Annotated in this window: 19 protein-coding genes; 9 read left to right on the top strand and 10 right to left on the bottom strand. The window is 57.7% G+C overall.

The annotated features are described in order from the left end of the window. The first annotated feature begins 72 nt into the window (after positions 1-72). The gene (locus ACOH1Z_RS04255; protein WP_449647228.1) at positions 73-1,272 is read left to right on the top strand and encodes a glycosyltransferase; all 1,200 of its coding nucleotides are present in this window, start codon (positions 73-75) and stop codon (positions 1,270-1,272) included. On the opposite strand, the gene ACOH1Z_RS04250 is transcribed toward ACOH1Z_RS04255, so the two are convergent. Together ACOH1Z_RS04250 and ACOH1Z_RS04245 are read right to left on the bottom strand one after the other, a co-directional pair. Beyond that, positions 1,269-1,778 (bottom strand): hypothetical protein, encoded by a 510-nt coding sequence (locus ACOH1Z_RS04250; protein WP_449647227.1) that lies wholly within the window; start codon positions 1,776-1,778, stop codon positions 1,269-1,271. The genes ACOH1Z_RS04255 and ACOH1Z_RS04250 overlap by 4 nt on opposite strands. After that, positions 1,775-3,124, bottom strand: coding sequence for a glycosyltransferase (locus ACOH1Z_RS04245; RefSeq protein WP_449647226.1), 1,350 nt, complete (start codon positions 3,122-3,124; stop codon positions 1,775-1,777). Before ACOH1Z_RS04245 ends, ACOH1Z_RS04250 begins: the two co-directional genes overlap by 4 nt. Before the next feature lie 80 nt (positions 3,125-3,204). Between ACOH1Z_RS04245 and wecB the strand changes: the two genes are divergently transcribed. After that, a complete protein-coding gene (gene wecB, locus ACOH1Z_RS04240; RefSeq protein ID WP_449647225.1) occupies positions 3,205-4,269 on the top strand; it encodes a non-hydrolyzing UDP-N-acetylglucosamine 2-epimerase in 1,065 nt (354 codons plus the stop codon). Here the strand turns inward: wecB and ACOH1Z_RS04235 are convergent. Continuing rightward, a complete protein-coding gene (locus ACOH1Z_RS04235) occupies positions 4,266-6,053 on the bottom strand; it encodes an ABC transporter ATP-binding protein (RefSeq protein ID WP_449647224.1) in 1,788 nt (595 codons plus the stop codon). The genes wecB and ACOH1Z_RS04235 overlap by 4 nt on opposite strands. A gap of 39 nt (positions 6,054-6,092) precedes the next feature. Then, positions 6,093-7,259, bottom strand: a complete 1,167-nt coding sequence (locus ACOH1Z_RS04230; RefSeq protein WP_449647223.1) for a glycosyltransferase family 4 protein — start codon at positions 7,257-7,259, stop codon at positions 6,093-6,095. 199 nt (positions 7,260-7,458) lie between these two features. On the opposite strand from ACOH1Z_RS04230, the gene ACOH1Z_RS04225 reads away from it, so the two are divergent. Then, on the top strand, positions 7,459-8,124 hold the full coding sequence (locus ACOH1Z_RS04225; RefSeq protein ID WP_449647222.1) for a glycosyltransferase family 2 protein: 666 nt from the start codon (positions 7,459-7,461) through the stop codon (positions 8,122-8,124). 4 nt (positions 8,125-8,128) lie between these two features. After that, complete coding sequence (locus ACOH1Z_RS04220) at positions 8,129-8,476, top strand: DUF2304 domain-containing protein (RefSeq protein ID WP_449647221.1); 348 nt, start codon at positions 8,129-8,131, stop codon at positions 8,474-8,476. An 85-nt stretch (positions 8,477-8,561) separates the two neighbouring features. Here the strand turns inward: ACOH1Z_RS04220 and ACOH1Z_RS04215 are convergent, their stop codons facing one another. From ACOH1Z_RS04215 to ACOH1Z_RS04205, 3 genes are read right to left on the bottom strand one after another with little or no spacing between them, the layout of a single operon-like run. Further along, positions 8,562-9,539, bottom strand: a complete 978-nt coding sequence (locus ACOH1Z_RS04215) for a Gfo/Idh/MocA family protein (RefSeq protein WP_449647220.1) — start codon at positions 9,537-9,539, stop codon at positions 8,562-8,564. After that, positions 9,540-10,616 carry a DegT/DnrJ/EryC1/StrS family aminotransferase gene (locus ACOH1Z_RS04210; protein ID WP_449647219.1) on the bottom strand — a complete coding sequence of 359 codons (1,077 nt, stop codon included), beginning with the start codon at positions 10,614-10,616 and terminating at the stop codon, positions 9,540-9,542. It abuts the gene before it with no gap. Continuing rightward, positions 10,613-11,224 (bottom strand): acyltransferase, encoded by a 612-nt coding sequence (locus tag ACOH1Z_RS04205; RefSeq protein ID WP_449647218.1) that lies wholly within the window; start codon positions 11,222-11,224, stop codon positions 10,613-10,615. Before ACOH1Z_RS04205 ends, ACOH1Z_RS04210 begins: the two co-directional genes overlap by 4 nt. A gap of 680 nt (positions 11,225-11,904) precedes the next feature. Here ACOH1Z_RS04205 and ACOH1Z_RS04200 point away from each other — a divergent pair. Together ACOH1Z_RS04200 and galE are read left to right on the top strand one after the other, a co-directional pair. Beyond that, positions 11,905-12,552 (top strand): glycosyltransferase family protein, encoded by a 648-nt coding sequence (locus tag ACOH1Z_RS04200; RefSeq protein ID WP_449648194.1) that lies wholly within the window; start codon positions 11,905-11,907, stop codon positions 12,550-12,552. A gap of 83 nt (positions 12,553-12,635) precedes the next feature. Beyond that, entirely contained in the window at positions 12,636-13,613 is a 978-nt protein-coding gene (gene galE, locus ACOH1Z_RS04195; protein ID WP_449647217.1) for a UDP-glucose 4-epimerase GalE, read from the top strand. On the opposite strand, the gene ACOH1Z_RS04190 is transcribed toward galE, so the two are convergent. The 3 genes from ACOH1Z_RS04190 to ACOH1Z_RS04180 are packed head-to-tail and all read right to left on the bottom strand — an operon-like array spanning position 13,614 to position 17,437. Next, positions 13,614-14,918, bottom strand: a complete 1,305-nt coding sequence (locus ACOH1Z_RS04190; protein ID WP_449647216.1) for an O-antigen ligase family protein — start codon at positions 14,916-14,918, stop codon at positions 13,614-13,616. It abuts the gene before it with no gap. Next, positions 14,915-16,243 (bottom strand): O-antigen ligase family protein, encoded by a 1,329-nt coding sequence (locus tag ACOH1Z_RS04185; RefSeq protein ID WP_449647215.1) that lies wholly within the window; start codon positions 16,241-16,243, stop codon positions 14,915-14,917. Before ACOH1Z_RS04185 ends, ACOH1Z_RS04190 begins: the two co-directional genes overlap by 4 nt. 9 nt (positions 16,244-16,252) lie before the next feature. Then, positions 16,253-17,437 carry an acyl-CoA dehydrogenase family protein gene (locus ACOH1Z_RS04180; protein WP_449647214.1) on the bottom strand — a complete coding sequence of 395 codons (1,185 nt, stop codon included), beginning with the start codon at positions 17,435-17,437 and terminating at the stop codon, positions 16,253-16,255. Between the two features lie 108 nt (positions 17,438-17,545). Here ACOH1Z_RS04180 and manA point away from each other — a divergent pair, with 108 nt between their 5' ends. From manA to ACOH1Z_RS04165, 3 genes are all read left to right on the top strand, one after another. Then, positions 17,546-18,724, top strand: a complete 1,179-nt coding sequence (gene manA, locus ACOH1Z_RS04175; protein ID WP_449647213.1) for a mannose-6-phosphate isomerase, class I — start codon at positions 17,546-17,548, stop codon at positions 18,722-18,724. 125 nt (positions 18,725-18,849) lie between these two features. Further along, positions 18,850-21,195, top strand: a complete 2,346-nt coding sequence (locus ACOH1Z_RS04170) for an FG-GAP-like repeat-containing protein (protein ID WP_449648193.1) — start codon at positions 18,850-18,852, stop codon at positions 21,193-21,195. 21 nt (positions 21,196-21,216) lie between these two features. Then, on the top strand, positions 21,217-22,470 hold the full coding sequence (locus ACOH1Z_RS04165) for an MATE family efflux transporter (RefSeq protein WP_449647212.1): 1,254 nt from the start codon (positions 21,217-21,219) through the stop codon (positions 22,468-22,470). Positions 22,471-22,591 lie beyond the last annotated feature (121 nt).

The following is a 22,591-nucleotide window of genomic DNA, read 5'->3' as shown; positions in this document are numbered from 1 at the left end:
TATGCGGCCGTGCGAGCGGGCGCCCCATTGTGGCTGTGCAGCCTATCTCGTTGCAAACGCTAATCTTGAGGTGTGAGTGCATTGAAATCGCGATTGCGGTACGGATCTAAGTGGGCGGCTGCGCGGATACTTCGCATGCTGCCCGAAGCGATTCGGGCACGGGTACTTCCGACCCCATTTCGGTATGACGCCTCTATGTCTCTTCCGCTGCCGCCACAGTTGAAAGGGGCAGCGCGGCTTTTGGTGCTGCCAGTTAACTACGCAGGCCAAGGACAACGCTGGGCTCAGGCTGTTTCGACTCATGTGCCTGACGCGGCGGCGGTCAACTTGGTGGTCCGTACCAGTTCCGACTTTAGTCATCCAGCGGATGTGGTGGTTCCTCTAGGAATGTACGTTGCGTCAACTCGGTGGCAGCGGGCGATGCGCCAAGTCGTCAATGAGCACTTCAGTCACGTGATGGTCGAGGCAGAGAAGCAACCATTCGGAGCGCTGCTCGACGAGTCCGTTCAGCTTCAAATAGACGAGCTGCGGAGCGCGGGGCTCAAAGTTCTCATGCTCTGTCATGGCACAGACATCCGACTGCCGAGTCGTCACGCGGCGGACCACCCCGACTCGCCATTTGGAGAGGGCGGTGCCAACCACTACTCCGGCCTGGAAGCGGTCGCTGCGGGCAACCAAGCGCTGCTCAAACGTCTCAGGTTGCCCGTCCTAGTTTCAACACCCGGACTCTTGAGCGACGTGCCAAGTGCGACGTGGTTGCCCGTTGTCGTCGACACAGAGCTGTGGGCGAATGATATGCAACCTTTCCTGCGCAGTGTCCCCGTCGTCGCTCATGCGCCAAGCAGCGCCGCGCTCAAAGGATCGGCGTTCATAGACCCCGTACTTGAGCGTCTTCAGTCAGAAGGCCTTATCGAATACCGGCGTGTGAGTGGAGTGCCTTTTGATCAGGTACCCGCCCTATATCGAGATGCGGACATTGTCGTTGACCAGCTGCTGCTCGGAGACTACGGGGTGGCCGCCTGCGAAGCGATGGCCGCAGGTCGAGTGGTCGTTGCGCACGTCGACGCTGGAGTCCGCTCGCATATTGAGTCTGCCAGTGGTGTATCTCTGCCGATTGTCGAAGCTACTGCCAGTACTCTCGAGGAGGTCCTGCGCACGCTACTCAGCGACTTTGATTCCGCGAGGGCACACGCAAAGGCTGGAATCGAATTTGTCAATGAGGTTCACGATGGCCGGTTTGCTGCCGAGGTGTTGAAGCCGTTCTTGACCTAACGGGTGGGGAGCTGGAACGCCACGCCGACTGAGGCCGCTCGATGATCGTAATGAGCCTCAGCAGTGCGGTATCGGCGCTGCGCGATCCAAGCAGTCTTCACGGCGGCGAGATCCGCGGCGATGACGACATCAGCGTTGCGTAGCAATGCTCGGGCTTCGGGACTTCTCTTTACTGCCCGCCAAAAAACTCGGCTGGGGTCGAGCGGCCCCATATTGTTGAGCAGGCGCCCGAGCGAGATATCCGCCAACCTATTTCGTAGTTTCTGAGCTCCACTTGCCGTAAGAAATCTGTCGAATCGGCTTCGGCGATTCTTCGTGAGATCGACATGGTTGACTATTCCGTCGATGTGGCGGTCGAAACCCATTGAGATCAACGAGTATTCAGTCGGTTTATCGCTCTGAGCAATGAGCCGTTGTAGAACGGATTTCTCGCCCGCTACTGACGAATGCTGTGCAGCATCGAAACCGGATCCGAAAACAATTACTACCGAGCGTGCTTCGCTCATACGGAAGCTCCTTTTACTATGTTGCGGAGCGCCTCTATGCGCGGCAGCAATTGTTCATCTCGCGCGAGATGCTGTGCCCAGGTTCTCGCTTCTTCTCGATCTTCTGGCGTCATTGACACGGCTCGTTCTCCGGTCGCAATGAGAGCGGTTGCAATCTCTTCTGGCGTGACCTCGTTTACTGAAAAACGTGCGGGGTGACCAGCGAGAACACCTGTCGCGGCAGTTTCCGGATGGTGAAGCGCAGCGATCGGCAACCCCGAGCCTGCATACTCGAAAACTTTGCCGCTCGTCACGAATTTGCTGCGGCTGATAATCAGAAGCACGGCATCGAACGAGGCATATACTTCGGTGACTTGTGTTTTGCTCACTGGGCCTTCATAGCTGACGTTGTCACCGGCAAATTCTTGGAGAAGTGCAGCAGCTTCAGCGTCTGGCTCTGCGAAATGTCCCAGTCGGCCCCTAAAAACCAGCTTCGCGTTGCTCACGAGCTCAGAGCGAGCCCGGGCAAGCCTCCAACCTTCTAGCGCCTCTCGAAGAGGAATCGGGCCGTAGATGGTGCCTAGGTAGCCGAACACTAGCTGCGCTGGGTCAGGAGCTCGCTCGGCTGTGCCGTCGAGGAAGATCGGATCGAAGCCATTTGCGACGACATGGTAATCATCAGCTCGATCCGGGTACTCTTCAGCGTGCCAATCGAGGATAGCTTTGTTGACGAACCAGGCTTCAGCCGCATCGGCGAGCATCGCACGCTCGAGGCGGTTGGAACGGCCCATTGGCGTGCCCACACGTTTGCCCGTATAGACGTTCATGTTCCATGCATCGCGGTGGTCCATAACGTAGGGGACACCGTACTTGAGAAAAAGAAACCGGCCAGGCGCAAAGTCCACGTTGGGGTTTGCAGAACCCACGACGAGGTCAATCGGGGTGGCGCCATGAATCTTCTTTGCTGCGGCAACTAGCGGCTGCTGCCACGAGGCGTAACCGGCCTCAGGAAAGCCAAATCGGGCTCGAACCGAGCGAAGATAATTCCACAACAGTGGCGAGAAGACGCGAGCGCGTGACCATGCAGCGAGGTTGGACTCGCCCCGCTGAGGGTCGAAGGGCACGCGCACGACGTTGATGGCTGAATCTATAGCGCGTTCAGCTTCTGGATCACTCCCCGTCAGCCGTTCAAAAGTATCGCGCGTCGCGGTGAGTACAGTCACGCGCCAGCCATTGCGCGCGAAAGCGTTTGCGGTTGCCAGAGCTCGATACATCCCGGCGCCGCGTGAGGGGGGATATCCCCATGCGACGTAAAGCAGATGTGGCTGTGAATCGGCAGGATCGTTTTCGCTAGCTGTTGAACTCATCCCCTTCATTCTATGAGTCTTGCGCTGCCCTATGGGTATCGAAGCCGCGGAACGTGTGTGGTCCGTACTAGATTGGACTAATGCGAATTCTGAGTGTCGTGGGTGCGCGCCCACAGTTTGTGAAACTTGCGCCGATTGCCCACGCTTTGAAAAGTCGTGCTGACCACGTTGTGGTGCATACCGGGCAACACTACGACGCGATGATGTCCGACGTATTCTTCACCGATCTCGGCATCCCTGAACCTGATGTTAACCTCGCTGTAGGGTCAGGTAAGCACGGAGCGCAGACGGGAACGATGCTAGCTGGGCTCGAGACTGTTTTTGAGACTCACCAACCAGACTGCGTTCTGGTCTACGGAGACACGAACTCGACGCTCGCAGCTGCGATTGCCGCGGTCAAGATGCACATTCCTGTAGCTCACCTCGAAGCAGGCTTGCGCTCCTTCAATCGACGGATGCCGGAGGAGCACAATCGGGTGCTTACAGACCATGCCTCAGACTTGCTTTTAGCTCCGACCGCTGTAGCAATGGGGCACCTTGAGACCGAAGGATTAGCAGAACGCAGTGTTCTCGTTGGTGACGTCATGACGGACGTTCTCTACACTGTTCGCGATCAGATCAGCGCAAATGGGCTAACGCCGCCTGCGGAAATGCGAGCAGGCAACTATTACGTAGCGACGCTGCACCGACCGGACAACACGGATGATCCTCAGCGTCTGGCATCCATCATCAGTCAGCTAGCAGCGCTTGACCTACCCGTTCTGCTTCTCGTCCATCCTCGCCTAGCCTCGCTGGCGGAATCGTACGGAATTTCGCTACAGCAGGGAAACATCCACCCGATTTCTCCGCTCGGTTATCCGCAACTGGTCGCCGCTGTTATGCAGAGTGCCGGCGTAATCACCGACTCCGGGGGGCTTCAGAAGGAAGCTTTCTTGCTCCGCGTACCATGCACGACGATTCGTCCGGAAACAGAATGGGTAGAGACCGTCGAACTGGGGTGGAACGTTCTCGTTGACCGAGACCTGTCTGCGCTCAAAGCCCATGTCGCCCGCCCTCGGCCGGCGAGCACCGATGAGACTCCCTACGGCGTGGGCAACGCAGCCAAAAACGTTGCGGACTCACTGCTCAACGCGTTCAGCGGTTAGTCTGCGTCGGCTAGCCCGGCCAACCGCGCTTGCACTGCGAACCCTGGGACATTTTTTACTAGCTCATCAAAGGTTCCGTGGGCAGAAACGTCCCCATCTTCCATATAAAAGATAGTGTCCGACTCTTTGACTGTCGAAAGCCTGTGGGCAACCGTGATGATCGTCATTGATCCGCGAAGATTGCGAATTGCTTCTGTTACAGCAGCTTCTGTCGCGGAGTCGAGAGCACTCGTAGCTTCGTCCATCACAAGAACGAGCGGGTCGGCATAGAGGGCGCGTGCTATTCCTAGACGCTGACGCTGGCCACCCGATAGAGCTAGACCGCGTTCGCCGATCACGGCGTTGATTCCTCCCGGGCGAGACTCGATGGTTTCCAGCATTTGTGCTTGGGCCAAAGCCCGCCTTACACGTTCGGAATCGAAGTCGTTGGTCCAGGTTAGTGCCACGTTTTGTGCCACTGATGCGTCAAACAGCGAGACATCCTGCGGGACGTAGCCTAAGCGCGAGCGCCAGGCATGAGTGAGTTCTCGTAGCGGAACTCCGTCGACGGCAATTTCACCACTGGTCGGCTCGACAAGGCCGAGCATGAGGTCGATGATTGTGGATTTTCCGGCGCCCGATGAACCTACAAATGCCGCGGTAGTGCCAAACGGAATAGTGAGAGAGACATTGGTCACGGCATCCGAGGCAGTCGGGTCGTAGCGAAATGTGACGTTCCGCAGTTCCAGATTGGATGGTTCTTCAGGCAATTCACGGTTCGGGCGCGTCGCGAGGTGTTTCGTTCCCAGTTCCGACCGCTCGATCTCGTCAACGACGCGCTGTGCGTGCGGGGTGCTGACGGTAATCTGATTGGTAACTGACTGAAAGCGGACAATTGATGGGGCCATCCTGAAACCCGCCAACCCAAATAGTGCGACCGCGGTTGTCGCCGTTTCGATCCCGCCGATGAGATACCCGACCCCGCCAACAAGGGCGAAGCCGCCGATAATCCCGGCCTCAAGCACGTAGCGCGGAACCTGAGCCAAGAACTGTGCGTTCGAGCGGGCGCGAGTTGTGTGCACGCGATTTTCGCGTACGACGGAGCCTGCAACGGCGGCTTTGTCCCGAAGCGTAACTTCCTTGAGGGCACCGACCATTTCGGTGATCAATCGGGAACTTCGCAATGAATAGCGCAACGAAACCTGGCCGGCGACTCGTGCTCGTTTTGTAACCCAGAAAAACAGTGCGGCGCCCAAGAGGCCGAGGTAGACAACCGTGATTGCTGCGACGAATGGTTGAGCGACGGTGAGGACAACGATGATGGTCGAAAAGCTCAACACTTCACCAACGAGAGTAGTCGCGGGAAGAATGAAGCTAGCAATGGTCAGAGACACGCTCCCGTCAGTCAATCGCACGACATCGGATGAGTTGCGCTTTAGTCTGTCGACCCAGCTCGAGTTGAGGTAGCTATCGAACAAGCGTGAACCCAATTCGAGCTCGTAACCGGCGAATATGCGGGTCGCCCGCCAATTGAGACCGAGAGCCATCGCGCTTTTCGCAACGATCAGCAAGCAAACTAACCCGAGCACGTAAATAAGCGAGTCATTCGGGATCGAGCCGATTACAGGAAGCGCGAGCGGCGCATTCGTGATTATTGGAGTCAAGACAATGGCGAGGAGTCCTAAGGCGGCAGCATCTAGCACCGCGAGTAGCGCGAGCGCCGCTGCATAACCAACTAAGAAACGCGTCGCGCGCGAGGGAAGAATTTCAAGAACGGCGCGATAGAGTCGCCAAGTTTTTTTCACGCGGAAAGCTCCGTTTTCGAGGTCAGCTGCCTGAGCAGTCTAGCGCGGCCGATGTCGAGCTGACTGGGTGTCCACTACCACTGAAATTGCGCTAGCGGCCCGCTCCGCCATTGCCCGCAGCGAGTAGTTCTTGTCGACCCACGAGACGAGCCTCAAGTTCGGTGATGCCGTTGATGCAGCAAGAGCCTCGAGCATCGCAGCAGCCACGTCGTCCGTGGACCACGGTGTAGCCCACCCGAGCTCGTTGTCCGGAATCAAGGCGGCAAGTGGGCCAGGTCCGGCGTAGATCACAGGAACGCCACAACTAATGCTGGCCAGCGCCTTTGTGGGAAACGCGAAATCGTAACCTTGGCCTGGGCGGATTGACGCCAAGCTTGCTGTTGCTGACCTCATCCATTCGGCGACTTCCGCAGGAGGCACGCTGCCGAGGAACTCGATTTGGCCGTTGCTGAAATTGGCACGCATTTTGAGGTCGTCGACATCGACGCCGCCTCCGAACATGACCAGTCGCGCTTCAGGTTTCACTTGTTGAACGATCTTGAAAGCATCGACGAAAACGTGCGCTCCCTGGAACTCAGACATCATCCCGGCATAGACGAAGTAGGGGGTCTCAGCGCCCACCTTGGGCCCATTCGGGGTAAAGATATCAGTATCAATTCCTGTGCCGACGACGGTCACTTTGCGGACGTCGGCGCCCAGTTTCACCACCTCGTCACGAATCTGATCAGAAATCGCCAAGATGGCATCCGCACCACGTAGTGAGAACTTCTCGAGAGCGGTAACAAGCTCGACTATCGCTCGCGGAACTCCTATACCTCTTACCGCTGCAGACGTTACATCAGCAGAGAAATATACGTATGGTGTGCGGCGGACCCAACAGGCTATTCGCGAAACGAAGCCCGTTGTCGGCGGTGGCTCGACGACTACTACGTCGGCGCGAGGCGCAAAGAGTAAGCGGAAAAATAGCGGAACGTCAAAGCTGGCGTACTGGAGATAGCCACGAACCGCTCCCATGCTGTCGCGTAATACTGGCCAGCGCCGCACCGTCCGGGTGCTCCGTGTGGCGTCCGGGGCCTTCGTCGTGAGAACGAGAACTTCGAAGCCAGCTCGTTCAAGACCGCGGGCGAGGTTCGCTAGTCGAAAAGCCGCGGCTGTACCTTCGGGGGCGTAAACACGGGTTGCAATGATCGCACGACGTGATTTCACTGTCGAACGCCGCGACGCGCACCGCGCCATGTTGTCGCGTGTAGGCGATTAACCAGCATTCGAAGAGCGGTCGCGGAATCCGAAACGCGAGGCAACGGTCCTCGATTTGAAGGGCTTTGTTCACATTTCATTGCTTGACCAGCTTAGCTCGGGATCGGAAGGCACGCACAAGCACATTCCTTGTGCGAAACTTGCACGTATGGGCCGAATCTGGGTTGTTGTTCCGATGTACAACGAGGGAACCATGATCGGCACCGTGATCGCTGGTCTGCTTCCGACATTTCCGCATGTCGTTTGTGTCGATGATGGCTCTTCTGATGATTCCGTTGCTCACGCTCGCGCCGCAGGGGCCGCAGTTGTGGAGCACCCCATTAACTTGGGGCAGGGAGCAAGTTTGCAGACTGGTTTCGATTTCGCGCTGAGCGACCCTGAAATGTCGGCAGTCGTGACCTTTGACGCGGATGGCCAACATCTCGTCTCGGACGCTCTTGAGATGGTTAAACGTCTCGAAAGTGAAGAGCTGGACATCGTGATCGGATCGAGGTTTCTTGACGACCGCACGAAACTTAGTCCGATGAAAAAAACTGTGCTTCGCATGGCCGCGTTGTACACCCGAATAACTACAGGCATGGGCCTTACCGATGCGCACAACGGTTTGCGCGTGATCGGCCGAGACTTGCTCGAGTCGATTCATCTCGAACAGAATCGCATGGCACACGCGTCGGAGCTCATCGATCAGGTGAGTGCTCGCAAGGCTCGTTGGGCAGAGCACCCGACCCATATCGTGTACACCGATTATTCGCGCGCAAAAGGTCAATCCTTGCTCAACTCGGTCAATATTCTTGTAGAACTCTTATTTAGGTGATCCCATGACAATTATTTTCCAACTCGTCGCTCTCGTTGCGATTTCAGTGGCGGGGTTCTTCATGTTCCGAGGTGGAGGAGCGCGGCATCAGGCGATTCGTCGGATCGTAATGCTGCTTTTCATTCTTGCCGCCGCCTCGTCTGTCTTCTTTCCGCAAATTTGGACGGTTGCCGCACGCTTCTTTGGAATCGGTCGCGGTACTGACTTGTTGCTCTACCTGCTGGTGCTTATTTTTGTCGGTTTCGTCTCCACGACATACCGCCGATTCCGCCAGCTGGAAGCGCAACAAACCCAACTGGCACGGAAGCTTGCACTTCTAAGCGAGACGGAAGAGTCGCCCGGCAATATGTAGTCGGTGGGCTCGGCTTCCAATCAGATGCTTGCCGCATCTCTTTGTGAGCATCTTTGTGAGCGCGCTTTCGCTTAGGTACTCTGGCTTAGAGTCGGTAGTTCTGTCCGTCGAGAGCCATGTCTTCGGCGATCTTCACAACGTTTGTACCCTCGGCGAGAGTAACGATTCCTTCGACATTGCCGGTGATGACGGCGTCGCGGAAGGCTTCGTGTTCCGCCCGAAGCGGTTCCTTCTTGTCGAGCGCGAAACGGGTGACGTCTCCTTCGCTGACACCGCGGAAACGAGAAATGTCATCCCACGTGTTTTGAATCACACCGTTTTGGTAATGAGTCAGATCTGCAGTGAGAGTGTCGGCAACGAGCGCGCCCTTCTCACCGGTGATGATCGTTGTGCGTTCCTTAAACGGCGTTAACCAGTTCACCGTGTGACTCGTGATCGTGCCATCGCTGAGGGTGCCGACAGCGACGAGCATGTCCTCGTGTTCGCGTCCACTGCGGAATGCCGTGCGGGCGTTGACAGTAACGAACTCTTGCTGAGTTACCCAAGCGGTGAGGTCGATGTCGTGGCTCGCGAGATCCTTGATCACGCCAACATCCGCGATGCGACCAGGGAACGGGCCTTGACGGCGCGTAGCGACCTGATAGATCTCGCCGATCAGTCCGTCTTCGATTCGCTGCCGGGCTGACTGCAGTGCGGGATTGTAACGCTCGATGTGGCCTACGCCGCCAATGAGTCCCGCATTAGCAAAGAGATCGCGCAGAGCGATTGCATCCGCTGTTGTCGACGCCACAGGCTTTTCGATCAGCGCGTGGATGCCTCGCTCGGCAAGCGTGCGGCCGATGTCGAGGTGATAAATGGTTGGCGCTGCAACAACGCAGTAGTCGAAACCCATGTCGAGGAATTTCTCGAGATCACGGACAACAGGCTTTCCTTCTATCTGGTCGGCCACTGCCGGTGATGGGTCATAGACTCCCTGAAACTCAACGCCTTCTAGTTCGTTCAGAACCCGGCTGTGGTGGCGGCCCATTACTCCGAGGCCGAGAACGCCTGCGCGTAATGTCATTTAGCTGCCTGCCTTTGCGACGTCGTTTACTGCCTCAACGATGGTGTCACGTTCCTGCTGAGTGAGCGAGGGGTAGACGGGCAACGAGAGCGCTTGAGTAGCGACCTCTTCAGTAACAGGAAGGTCGAGTTCGAGCTTGAACGACGGCAGACGGTGGATCGGTGTTGGGTAGTACACGCCTGTGCCAATTCCGCGAGCGGCGAGTGCTTCCGCGAATGCATCGCGGTCGTGATCGACGACACGGATCGTGTACTGGTGGTAGACGTGGACTGAGCCATCGGCGGTTGGGGGAGTGACAACACCGGAGAGGTTCTCGTTGAAGAACTGCGCGTTATCTTGACGCTGCTTGGTCCAGCCGGCAAGTTTTCTGAGCTGGACTCGCCCAATCGCGGCGTGAATATCCGTCATGCGGGTGTTGAAGCCGACGACCTCATTCTCATAACGACGTTCCATGCCCTGGTTGCGCAGAACGCGCGCCATGCGAGCCAGCTCGTCGGACGAGGTCGTGATCATCCCACCCTCGCCTGAAGTCATGTTCTTGGTGGGGTAGAACGAGAAAGAACCGGCGATTCCCCAGTTGCCGACAGGTATTCCATTGACCGATGCGGCGTGTGCTTGGGCGGCATCCTCAAAGACGAGCAGATCGTGCTTCTTCGCGATAGCCGTGAGCTCGACCATGAGGGCCGGATGCCCGTAAAGGTGGACAGGCATGATTGCCCGGGTCTGTGGCGTGATCGCGGCTTCAACTGCGGCGGGATCAATGGAGAAGTAGTCCTTCTCGATGTCGACGAAGACGGGGGTCGCACCGGCAAGCGCAACGGCGTTCGCGGTCGCGGCGAAACTGAACGAGGGAACGATAACTTCGTCGCCTCGACCAATTCCGGCAGCGACGAACGCCATATGAAGCGCGGAAGTTCCCGAGTTGACGGCGACGGAGTGTGCGCCGCCGACGATTGCCGAGAACTCAGTCTCGAACGCGGCAACCTCTGGGCCTTGCGCAAGCATTCCTGAACGCATTACGCGGTCAACGGCATCGCGTTCTTCTTGGCCGATTTCTGGCCTGGCTGCGGGAATCACTTACTCTGCACCTCAATCAATTGGTCGGTAGCTATTTCGCGATATTTCGCGTCGGTTATCGGGCAAGTCCATTCCCCAGGAGCTGTCTCTTTTAGCGGATGCCCGGCAGTGCCGACCCAGCCGACTCGTTTAGCGGGGCTGCCAACGACGAGCGCGAATTCGGGCACGTCCTTGACGACGACGGAACCGGCACCTACTAGCGACCAACGCCCGATTACCAACGGCGCGATGCACGTTGCGTTAGCGCCGATGGATGCTCCCTCGCGGATGTCGACCCCGACAGGGTGCCAATCATCCGCCAACTTGGGGGTGCCATCCGCGTTGATAGCGCGCGGAAAGTGGTCGTTGGTCAGAACGACTGCTGGGCCGATGAACACGCCAGCGGCGAGCTTGGCCGGCTCATAGACGAGAGCGTAGTTCTGGATTTTGCAGTTGGGGCCAACTTCGACCCCGGTGCCGACGTATGCGCCTCGACCTACGATGCAATTCTCGCCGAGTTGGGCGTGCTCGCGGACTTGTGCGTAGTGCCAAACTTTGGATCCCTCTGAGATGAGCGCGCTGTCGGCGACATCTGCGGTGTCGTGTACAAAGCCGCGGGGCACAGTCATAGATCTCCAAGTAACAAAGTGGTTGGGCACTGCTCAGAATCCTACCTCTTGGTGCTTGAGTTAGCAGGGCGACCGCTCAGGCTCGCGAACTTCGCCGTTTTCAACGCCGGAGCCTCAGAACGCAACCGCAGTCTCTGTGATAATTGGTGAGTATGAAGCAGACTATGCTCCGAGCCCTAATCTATTTGCGCGATTCCCTCCCCGAAGTGATCGGGTCGCATTTGCGACCGCGTAAACACCGTTATAAGTGGACTGAAGTACCGCCTGTGCCGAGTTTCGTGCCTGCGCGCCGAATCCTTTACATTGCGCCGGCAAATTTCGCGGGCCAAGGATTCCGTTGGGCTCGCGCCGCGGAGTTGAATGAGGGTGTGAGTGCTTCCAACCTGGAAGTGGCCGCTGTGCCCAGCAAGTACGAATCTGACTTCCGCGTGGGACGTGTTGTCGCAAAAAGCTCACGGCGTTGGCAGAGAAAGCACTTCGCGAGCGTGTCTCGATCAGCGTCTCATTTGCTCGTCGAAGCAAGTAGGCCCGTATTTGGGTCTTTGTTTGGGGGTGACGTTTCCCTAGAAGCCGCGTCGCTCAAGAACGCGGGAATCGCGGTCGGAATGTTATGTCACGGCAGCGAGATTAGACTGCCATCTCGACATGCCGCCAATCATCCATTTTCTCCATTCAACGTGATGAACGCTGTCGATGTGACCGCGATGGAAAATGTCGCTAGTGCTAACCAGCGATTGCTCGGTGAGCTGGATCTTCCGGTTTTTGTTTCCACGCCCGCGTTGCTTTTGGAAGTCCCGGGCGCTACGTGGCTGCCAGTGGTTGTAGACGTCAATCGCTGGTCGAACGAGCGAGTGCCTTTGGAACGTCGGGTTCCGGTTGTTGTGCATGCTCCCAGTCGAGAAGTTATCAAGCGGACTGATCTTGTAGATAATGCGCTCGTAGAACTCCACGACGCAGGCGAGATTGACTATCGACGTGTAACGGGGGTCCCAAACAAAGAACTTCCAGCGGTATTCGCGGATGCGGACATACTCGTCGACGCGCTCGGAACCGGAAACTATGGCGTAGCAGCATGCGAAGGTATGGCAGCTGGATGCTTGGTTGTCTCGTACATTACGGACCAAGTCTCCGGATTCATACAATCGTCTCTTGGGGTAGAACTCCCCATTGTAAATTCAGCGCCCGATCGACTTGCAGAGACGATTAGATCGGTGCTTGGTGAGCGCGAACGCTATCAGGAGATCGCGGCAGCGGGTTACGAGTTTGTCTCTAAGAATCATGACGGACGGCTTTCGGCTGCCGTTCTCAAAGATTTTCTCGAAAGTTGAGTTCAGTGCGTCAACCTAGGACGCGGGTAGTACTTTCATTCTTTCGCAACTGCACAGCTGGCGCTGTCTCGTAAGATTGACGGATGCGAGTTCTTGTCACCGGAGGAACCGGCTACATCGGCGCCCACACAGTCCGATTGCTCGAGGCACGTGGAGATTTCGTAGTGGTCGTCGATGATGTCGTTACCGGCGATCGGGATCGCGTCCCCGGAACACCAATAGTCGAGTTAAACTTAGTTTCCGATTGCGTTCCTGAGCTTGTGGACATTTTGCGCAATTATCGAATTGATGCAGTCATCCATTTTGCGGGACACAAGCAAGTGGGTGAATCCGTCGTGAAGCCAGCGTGGTATTACCTGCAGAACGTGGCCGGAATCGCACAAGTTCTTTTGGCAATGGAATCAGCGGGAGTCCACAAACTCGTGTTCTCATCGTCTGCGGCAGTGTATGGCGACGCCTCAGGTGAAATCGACGAGAACGCGCCGACGACTCCTATAAACCCGTATGGTGCTACGAAGCTGATCGGCGAGCAGCTCATCACTTCGGCAGCACGCGCGTGGCCTCTGCGTGCTGCGAGCCTGCGCTACTTTAACGTCGGCGGCGCTGGCAGCCCTGAGCTCGGTGACACCCAATCGCTCAACTTGATCCCCATCTGCTTCGAGAATCTTGCTGCCGGAGAGCCACCCGTGATCTTCGGTGATGACTATGACACCAATGATGGAACATGCGTGCGTGACTATGTGCACGTTAGTGACGTTGCTGAGGCCCATCTCGCAGTCCTCGACGCGCTTCCAGCACGACAAGGTAATCAAGTGTTGAACGTGGGAACGGGGGTCGGAACGTCAGTGCGAGCAATGGTCGACTCGATTATTTTGGTTTCAGGGAGCGATATTTCAGCGAAAGTCGCTTGCCGTCGTGATGGGGATCCTGCCGCGGTCGTTGGCCTCGTCGACGAGATCCGCAAACTCACAGGTTGGACGGCTCGTTATTCGGTAGCCGACATTGTCGCATCTGCGTGGGAGTCTCGACAGTACTTCGAAGAACTTGCCGGTCGTCGCTAGTTAGCGAAAAGTTGCACTACCTCTAGTGTCAAGAGCGTTGCGCCAACTGAGTTCGCGCGCAGCCTTCACGCAGCACACGACAAAGGTCAGCCATCCAAACTCGATCAGTAACGAGCTTTCGGCGCTCGCACTGAGGATGAGCGTCAAGAGAACCAAAGCGGGCCACGCGTAAACGACACTGCGGCGACGTGACGCCAGCAGCCACGAGCGCATAAAGGCGAGCCCCAGGAGTCCAATAAAAATTAGGAAGCCAACCAAGCCCAGTTGGAACCAGACGTCGAGGTAAGCGTTGTGTGCCGAGCCAGGGACGCGACTCCCGAAGTTTCCGAACGCTGTAAACGGTGCAAGATCAGCATTCCACGCGCCGATCCAGCCCCACCCTTCGAGGCGATGTACCTCACCGAGGTCCCAGAGTTGACGCCACACCCGCAAGCGATAGGTGAGATCGCCGCTCGCATCAAATGAGGCAACGATGGCGACTCGTGATAGCCAACTGATGATCGCACCAGCGGCAACGAATCCGATCAAAACGAACTGCCAATACCGGCGTCGCCCGGAAGGAACCCGGCGCAGTGCATAGAGAGCGGCGCTAGCGGCCAAGACGACCAATGCAGTACCAAAGGCAAGGGGAGATTGGGAGAGAGCAAGCACAACACCGGCGAGCACAAGTGAGCCGATAGCGTAGCCGCGCTGGAGGGACTTGGTGCGCAGCTCGGTTGCGAACGTGATTAGGGCAATGACAGCGATGACGCCCAGTTGGTTTCGTGAGCCAAAGATGCCCTGGATTGGCTCCGCAATGCCGAGGTTGCCAGCGATTGCCAGGGCCTTGAATGAGGTATCAAAGACAAGTCCCGTCAAGATCTCTAAAGCAATCGATACGACCAAAACGAACCGCATCACATCCCCAAAAGTGCGAACAATCTGGATGGTGTCGCGCACCAGAGCGATATAGATCCCCAGCACTGTGAATACAAGCAGGTAGCTCAGCGCTGCTAGGGATGCCCACTGGTATTGGCTCCAGAAGATCGTGAGCCAGGACCACAGCGTGAATACCATCAACGAAATCGGAACGAGTGCGCGCCAACCGATGTTGCCCCACTGCGCTGCTAGCGATGCGCCGACGAACAAGACAAGAACGACCAGAATGGCGAGCAGCCCTGGCCCGCCAATTGTGTTGCGAAGAGCAAACGCGCACAGTGCTGTACCAACTGTCGCCGTTGAGAGAACCGAAGACACTCGAGCGGAACCGAGCACTGTTGCGCCCGTGTCGATGATCGCTCGGTAGCGGGGCGGAGGCTGAATCATGTGATGCTGACCGTCCAGTCGGGCCGTTTCGTCTTGACCGCAATGATCACGAGCATCGCGAGAGCGTATTCGCCGATCAGCCGGCTCTCGGGGATGCTTTGCACGACCAGAGCGACCATTATCAAAATGGGCAAGAAAGTGAGCGCAGAATATGGATCTGTTACTCCGGGCATCGTGCGTGGGCGATCCACGGCAAGAAGCCAAGCTCGCAGCAAGGCTGAAGCCACGAGCGCGCCGAAGACCACGACACCCACAATTCCTAGTTGAAGCCAGACATCAAGCCACGTGTCATGAGCTTGAACCTGAACAACACCGTTGCGAATAACAAGCCCCTTGAATGGCTCGGTCCAGGGCATCCAAAAGCTGATCCAGCCCCAACCAAACACTGGACGTTGCTCGGCAAGCCCGATGACCGTTTGCCAGATCTCGGAGCGGCCGGTGAGGTCGCTGCTCTTGCCGAGCAACTCGAAAATGGTGCCCCGCAGTGCGAAGCCAACCGCGGCGCCGACGCCAGCAACAGCCACAAACCCCACAGCGCTCCAGCGGCGTCCACGCTCACTGCCACGGCTACGGATGACGAATAACCCCACTGCAGTGATGGCGACAGCGGCTAGCGCCACCGTCACCGTCGCGGAACGCGTAAAGAAGAGAGTGACTGCGGCCAGCACGATCCACGAAATTGACCACCGCCTGCTCACGCTCCCGGTGGCCCATTGGATCGCAAAAGCAATCAGGCCAAGAAGAGCCAAAAATCCGAGATGGTTGGCATTGCCAACGATGCCCTGAATGCGCCCCTGATCGAAAGTCTCGAAGAGCTCGTTGCGCGACCAGTAGAGCATTTTCGGAATAGTGTCGTAGCCGGGCACCGCGACTTCTGGTTGAGCAGTCCACGGCAGGATCGGACCGCGAACTATTGTCGCAATGATCAGTTCGAAAACGAGTGATGCGGCGATCAAGATGCGCAGTACTCGAGCGAGCCCGTCGAGCAACTGTTGCCACGTGAAGCTAATCGCCAGCGCTAGTGCGCCCAGAACCGTGAGCCAAGTCGTCAGCAGACCGAGGGCGCTCGCGGCCGGATACTGCGACCAGGCCAGTGACACTGTCGCCAACGCCATGAACACAACAAAGGGGTAGGGCAGCCCGCCAATACTCCAGCGGTGCCGAGCCTGAACCAGAATCACTGCGGATGCCGTGGCAATCGCAATTGCCACGGCACCGAAAACCACCCAGCCGACAGAGAATCGCCAAGCATCTCCGCCGAACAGAATCAAGAGCGAGAGAACGAGGTACCAGGGCCGCGCCCGTGGGTGCTCAATCAGTCGCATTACGCAAGATTAGACGAATGCTGCCTTACCTGTGATCGCACGGCCCACGATGAGCGTATTCATTTCACGAGTTCCTTCATACGAATAGATCGCTTCGGCATCCGCGAAGTGACGCATTACGCCGTAATCGAGAACGATGCCATTGCCGCCGAGCACTTCACGGCACCAAGCGACGGTCTCGCGCATCCGGCTGGCCGTGTATTCCTTAGCCAACGCGGCGTGCTCATCTTTTTGGGTGCCCTCATCGAGCATCTCAGAAACTCGGGTAACCATGCCGATGGATGCCGTGATGTTGCCGAGGCTCTTGGCGAGGTGTTCTTGAACAAGCTGGTGGCTACTGATGGGCTTGCCGAATTGGATGCGCTCCCCGGTGTACTTGACGGCGGCTTCGTAAGCGCCGATCGAGTTTCCGACGGCGGCCCAGGCGACTTCGGCCCGAGTGAGTCGAAGCACGGCGGCAGTGTCGCGGAATGATGTGGACTTCTGCAGACGGTTAGCTTCGGGAACAACAACGTTCTCGAGCACAATGTCAGCATTCTGCACGATGCGCAGAGCTTGCTTGTTCTCGATCCGCGTCGCTGAATAGCCGGGGGTGCTCGTGGGAACGATGAATCCCTTGACCTGGTTGTCGGCTTCGTCGCGAGCCCAAATGATGGTGACGTCGCTGATGGAGCCGTTGCCGATCCAGCGCTTCGCACCGTTGATGATCCAGTTGTCACCGTCACGCTTGGCGACGGTCTGGAGTCCTTGGGCAGTGTCGGAACCCGAGAGTGGTTCGGTGAGTCCGAAGGCGCCGAGCAACTCCCCGGAAGCGAACTTGGGCAGCCACTCGTCGCGCTGCTCTTGTGAACCAGCGACCCCGATGGAGCCCATGACAAGGCCGTTCTGCATGCCAACGAGCGTCGCAGCGCTGGCATCGACGCGGGCCAGTTCGAGGGCGACCCAGCCGCGGAACACGGCAGAGTTCGGGAACTGCTGGGTTTCAGCCCAGGGGAGTCCGAAGAGCCCGAGGTCAGCGAGTCCCTTGACGACTACGTCGCGGTCGAAGAACTCGGCCTTTGCCCACAGATCGTTCGCAATCGGGCGCACCTCTTTATCGAGAAATGCGCGCAGCTTCAGGATGGTGTCTTTTTCCTGATCGGTCAGCGCATTCTCATAACCGTAGAAGTCGCTGCTGAGGGTCTCAAATGACATAGTCGTCGCTCCATTGCTTATCGAAATCACTGTGATCCTAAAGCGTGAGTACACGTCGCTTCTAGACGGTTGGTACTTTGGGCTAATGCTGAGAGAAGAGTGGACTGAATGTTTGTAGGCATCACTAACACGCCCCGTGATTACGCGTGGGGTTCAGCTGGCGAAATATCCGCGCTATTGGGCACGGAACCGACAGGAAAGCCTGAGGCTGAACTCTGGTTTGGTGCGCATCCGGGGAGCCCGAGCGTCATCGTCGATCCAACTCAGACAGATGGAGCGACAGATCTCAATGAGTGGATCCAGCAGGACGCTGCCCGCATCCTTGGTTACGGTCACAGTCGGCTCCCGTTCCTTCTGAAAGTGCTTGCCGCTGGAGCGCCGCTCTCCCTGCAGGCACACCCCACCCCTGAGCAAGCCGTCGAGGGGTTCGCCAGGGAGAACGCTGAGGGCATTCCCCTCACAGCGGGGCACCGCAACTACAAAGATGCTTCCGCTAAGCCAGAACTCATCGTCGCAGTAAGCGATACCTTCGAGGCGCTGTGCGGCTTTCGATCAATGGCCGACACCCGAGCATCCATTGAACGACTAGCTGAGTTGGATGCCGCAACCGCCAACCCCAGGCCGGCTCTGTTTACCGAGTGGTTGGCTTTCGCTCGCGACGACACCGATATGCGCGCGATGTTCGAGTGGCTGATCTCGGCGGGGGACCCTTTGCCGGAGCTCGTGAAACTGGTGAGCGCGCTCGCCGATGATGCCGGGGAAGAATTTGCGCTTGTCCGCACCCTCGCTGGGCATTACCCCGGGGATGCAGGGGTACTTATCGCGTTGATGCTCAACCATGTCACTCTGGCGAAGGGCGAGGCCCTGTTTTTGGCGGCTGGCAACATCCACGCCTATCTAGGGGGCTTGGGAATCGAATTGATGGCATCCTCCGACAACGTATTGCGCGGCGGTCTCACTCCGAAGCACGTCGATGTGCGCGAGTTGCTGAGCGTGCTTGATTTCTCGGCGAGCCCGGTGCCCTATTTGCCCGCACGAGCGTTGGGGTCGACCGCTCAGGTCTTCCAGCCACCGGTGCGTGATTTCCAATTGCTCGTACTCACGGGTGATCAGACTGTGGAATTGGTTGGCGCCGCAATCGCTGTTTGTGTGGATGGGGACTTCACCCTTGACGGTGAAGAGAACGCCACGGTGCTCAAGCGCGGAGAGGCTACGTTCATCACTGAGCATGAGCGGAGGGTGCGTTTTCGTGGCGAAGGAACCCTCTATGTGGCGACAATCCAGTAGTTTTCGCGCCCAAAACGGGGGTGGAGATTGCCAATCCTGATGCGGAGGAGCGTCAGGGAACGTAGTGTTTAGAGATACGTCTAGTGTTTCTTAGCACTGGGCAGTTCAGTAGGGGGACAATCGTGATGGGCAACAGCCGCACCAGATTGAAAATGCTTGCCGCAGCTCTTGCAGGTTTTGCGCTAGCTGGCACACTCATTGTCGCGCCATCTCCCGCTCCGGCGAGTGCCGTTACGGGTTCTGAATTCAGCGCCGGAAACATTATCAGCGACGCCCTGTTTTATGACGGTCAAGCGATGACCAAAAACGAGATTCAGGCTTTCCTGAATTCCAAAATTGGCACGTGCATCAACGGTCGCTGTTTGAATGTCCTTACTGCTCCGGTAAGCAGCCGCGCGAAGGATGTATCGCAGACGACGGGAAACCTCATCTGTGAAGCGTTCACCGGGGGAACCCTCAGTGCTGCTGACATCATTTATCGCGCACAGGTAGCTTGTGGAATTAGCGCGAAAGTAATTCTCGTTACTTTACAAAAGGAACAGGGCTTGGTCTCCAGCCGGGCGCCGGGTGAAGCGGCCCTTGACCGGGCAATGGGCATGGCATGCCCCGATACTGCACCGTGCGCCGAATATGCTCTCGGGTTCGGCAACCAAGTTTATTTAGGGGCACGACAGCTGAAGGCCTACAAGGCCGCGGCATTTGCGAAGCAGCCCGGAGTGCACCAGATTCAGTACCACCCGAATACCTCGTGTGGCAGCAGCTCAGTAAATATTGTCAACTATGCAACAGCGGCGTTGTACAACTACACCCCATATCGCCCCAACGCCGCAGCGCTGGCCAACTTGGGTGGAGTTGGTGACTCCTGCTCGTCCTACGGGAACCGAAATTTCTGGTGGTACTACTCCAACTGGTTCGGCAGTTCACTAGTGCCAGAAGTTACAGCGACTGATCATCTGAGTCATATCTTGGCTCGTACTCCAGACGGCAAGTTGTCAATATTTCAACCGAACTCGCGCGGTCAGATCGCGTCAGAGCTTAACATCAGTTCGGGATGGGAAACCTACGAGTCATTGATTCCCGCGGGCGATGTCGACGGTGACGGACATCGGGACATTCTCGGCCGCGATAGCGACGGTGCGCTCTGGCTTCATGCCACGGATGGGCTGACGGGCATTCAAAGCGGAACCCTGCTTGCAGGCGATTGGACCCAGTACGTTTCCATCTTTAGCGTTGGGCGATTTGACGCTGGAAGCGCAGTCGATCTTATGGCGATTAGCGCGGATGGGCGTCTTTGGCTGTTCCCCGGAAACGGGCGAGGCACATTCGGCCCAGCGCGACTAATTGGAAACGGTTGGGGTGTGCTCGATCAGGTTTTCTCACCGGGCGATTTTGATGGTGACGGAAAAGCTGACGTTGTGGGCCGCGACTCTCTCGGGCAACTGCGTCTTTACCGAGGAAACGGCGCCGGGGGCTGGCTGGGATCCAAAATTATTGGAAACGGCTGGTTGAGCATGCGTGCAGTATTTGGCGCTGGCGACTACACATTCGATAGTCGTGCTGACATCTTCGCCCAAGATGCTGCAGGACGCCTTTGGGTCTATCCAGGCAACGGCAAAGGCGGTTGGCTAGCTAAGCGTCTGGTTCCGGGGGACTGGACAAGTTTTGACCTGCTAGTCGGGCCTGGCCCGGTCGCTGGTGCAGCCTACTTCGCGCAACCTGGGCTAGGCGACTTCAACGCTGATTCAGCCGGAGACGTAGCAGCTCGTACCGCTAGTGGTGACGTAGTCCTCTATCCGACTACGGGGGCCGGCCGGTGGAAAGTTCCCGTAAAAACGGGAAGTAATCTCGCCGACGTCACCGCGGTGCTAGCAGCTGGTGATCTTGCGGGTGATGGGCAACCTGACCTGCTGGCACGAACCGCAGAAGGGACGTTGGTTCGCATCCCCATCTCGACCGCGGGCGAGCTGGGGGAACGGGCAGAGATAGGGCATGGCTGGAACATCATGAAGTCGATACTGGCTGCAGGTGACCTCGATGGTGATGGTTACCACGACATCTTGGCCATCGACGACACCGGAACAATGTGGGCCTACCTAGGTAAAGCAGACGGAACTTTTGGAGTCAAATCCCAAGTGGGCGTCGGATGGGGAGCCATGACCGCAGTGTTTAACGTTGGAGACTTCGATGGCGATGCGATCACTGACCTACTCGCAAGGGACGCTTCAGGAAGGTTGCTTTTGTACAGCGGCACGGGCACCGCATCGTGGAAAGCGCCCAGGGTCGTTGGTTACGGATGGAACATTGCAACCGCATTCGTGGCCCCTGGCGATTTCAACGGAGATGGCACCTCGGATGTTCTCGCGCGCATGGCTGATGGATCGCTGCGCCTCTACCCAACGACCGGCACTGGCGGATGGGGCAAGCCGGCAGTCGTGGGTGTGGGTTGGGGCAGTATGAGCTGGATCGGCTAGTCAACGCAGTAACCTCGACGTATGTTCGTCAAACGCATCCTCGGCTTTGCGGGGCTGCCGTTCCTGTCGCTGATTACCCCTTTTTTGTTCTTGCCGATTCTGGCGAGGGTCGCTGGGGCTGATGCGTGGCTTGCGATAGCCGTTGGGCAGTCCAGCGGTGGCTTCTTCGCGCTCATTGTTGCGCTCGGATTCAACACGGTAGGGCCTCCGCTGATTGCGCTTGCTGAGCCGAGCATCCGGCCCCGAATTTTAGCGACGAGTGTGCAGGCGCGATTGCTTGTGTGGTTGCCCAGTGCCGTACTCGCGGGCGCTATCGCTGCCGCTGTATCCCCAAGCGACTATCGGGTGGATGCCGCGGTGATGGCGGTCGCGATGAGCTTGACCGGATTATCGAGTGCCTGGTTCATGATCGGGCTCGGGCGCGCAAGTTTGATCGCGATCTATGAGATCTCGCCTCGCATCGTTGCCACGATCATCGCTGCCGTGATTGTGTTGAACGCTGGCGATGTGCTCTGGTATCCGGTTCTCCTTGTTCTTGCGTCTGTCGTCAGTGTTGGCCTTTTTGCTCTGCGCACGGCAGGGATAGCTGAACTGCGCCGTCGAGATGGCGCCGCCATTCGCGAAGTGTTTCGTGCCAATCGCTCGGCTGTAACCACCGAGGTTGCCGGGGGAGCGTACAACTCTCTTGCCGTCACCTTCGTCGGAGCTACCGCGGCAAGCGCCCAGGCTGCTGCGTATGTTTCGGGCGACAAGTTGTATCGCATAGGACAGTATTCCGTTTCGGCGTTAGGCAATGCGCTTCAAGGGTGGGTTGTTGAAGAGGGTGATGCAGAGTTTGGTCGCCGCATCCGCCGTTCATTCATCGTGCATGCTGGCCTTGGGCTTTCTGGCCTCACCGCCTTTGCTCTTCTTGGTCCTTGGCTCTCTGAGGTGCTTTTCGGTGCGGAAGTTGCAATCAATGAGGCCACTGCCCTCGGTCTTGGGGTAGCAACCCTGGGTATCGCACTCGGCACGTCGCTTGGTCGCATCACACTTGTCGGAATGGGCGCACGACGACAATTCATGCTGAGCGTGCTGCTCGCTGCAGCAGTCGGCGTTCCCGCCATTCTCGTGCTTAGCGCAACCTATGGAGCCGCCGGCGGCGCTTGGGGGTTAGCTATCGGCGAAACCGTGTCGGTGTGTACTCAAGCGCTCTTCGTCTGGCGGTTAAGGGTCAAGGCGGGCTCCTTTGTCGTGGCAACGACGAGGACGAAAGACAGCCAGACTGAGTCCTAGGCTGCACTGCCGCGGACGCAATCGGGCTCTGCACAGATGTTCAAGTTCCAGTAGCGTTGCATCCGCCGAGGTATCGGCTCAGAACCCGGGAATAGCCGGCCGCTAGCAAGCAAGAGAGACA

The organism is Rhodoglobus sp. (assembly GCF_053580035.1).
Note: the sequence above shows the minus strand (reverse complement) of the source record. Positions and strands in the feature narration are given on the sequence as shown.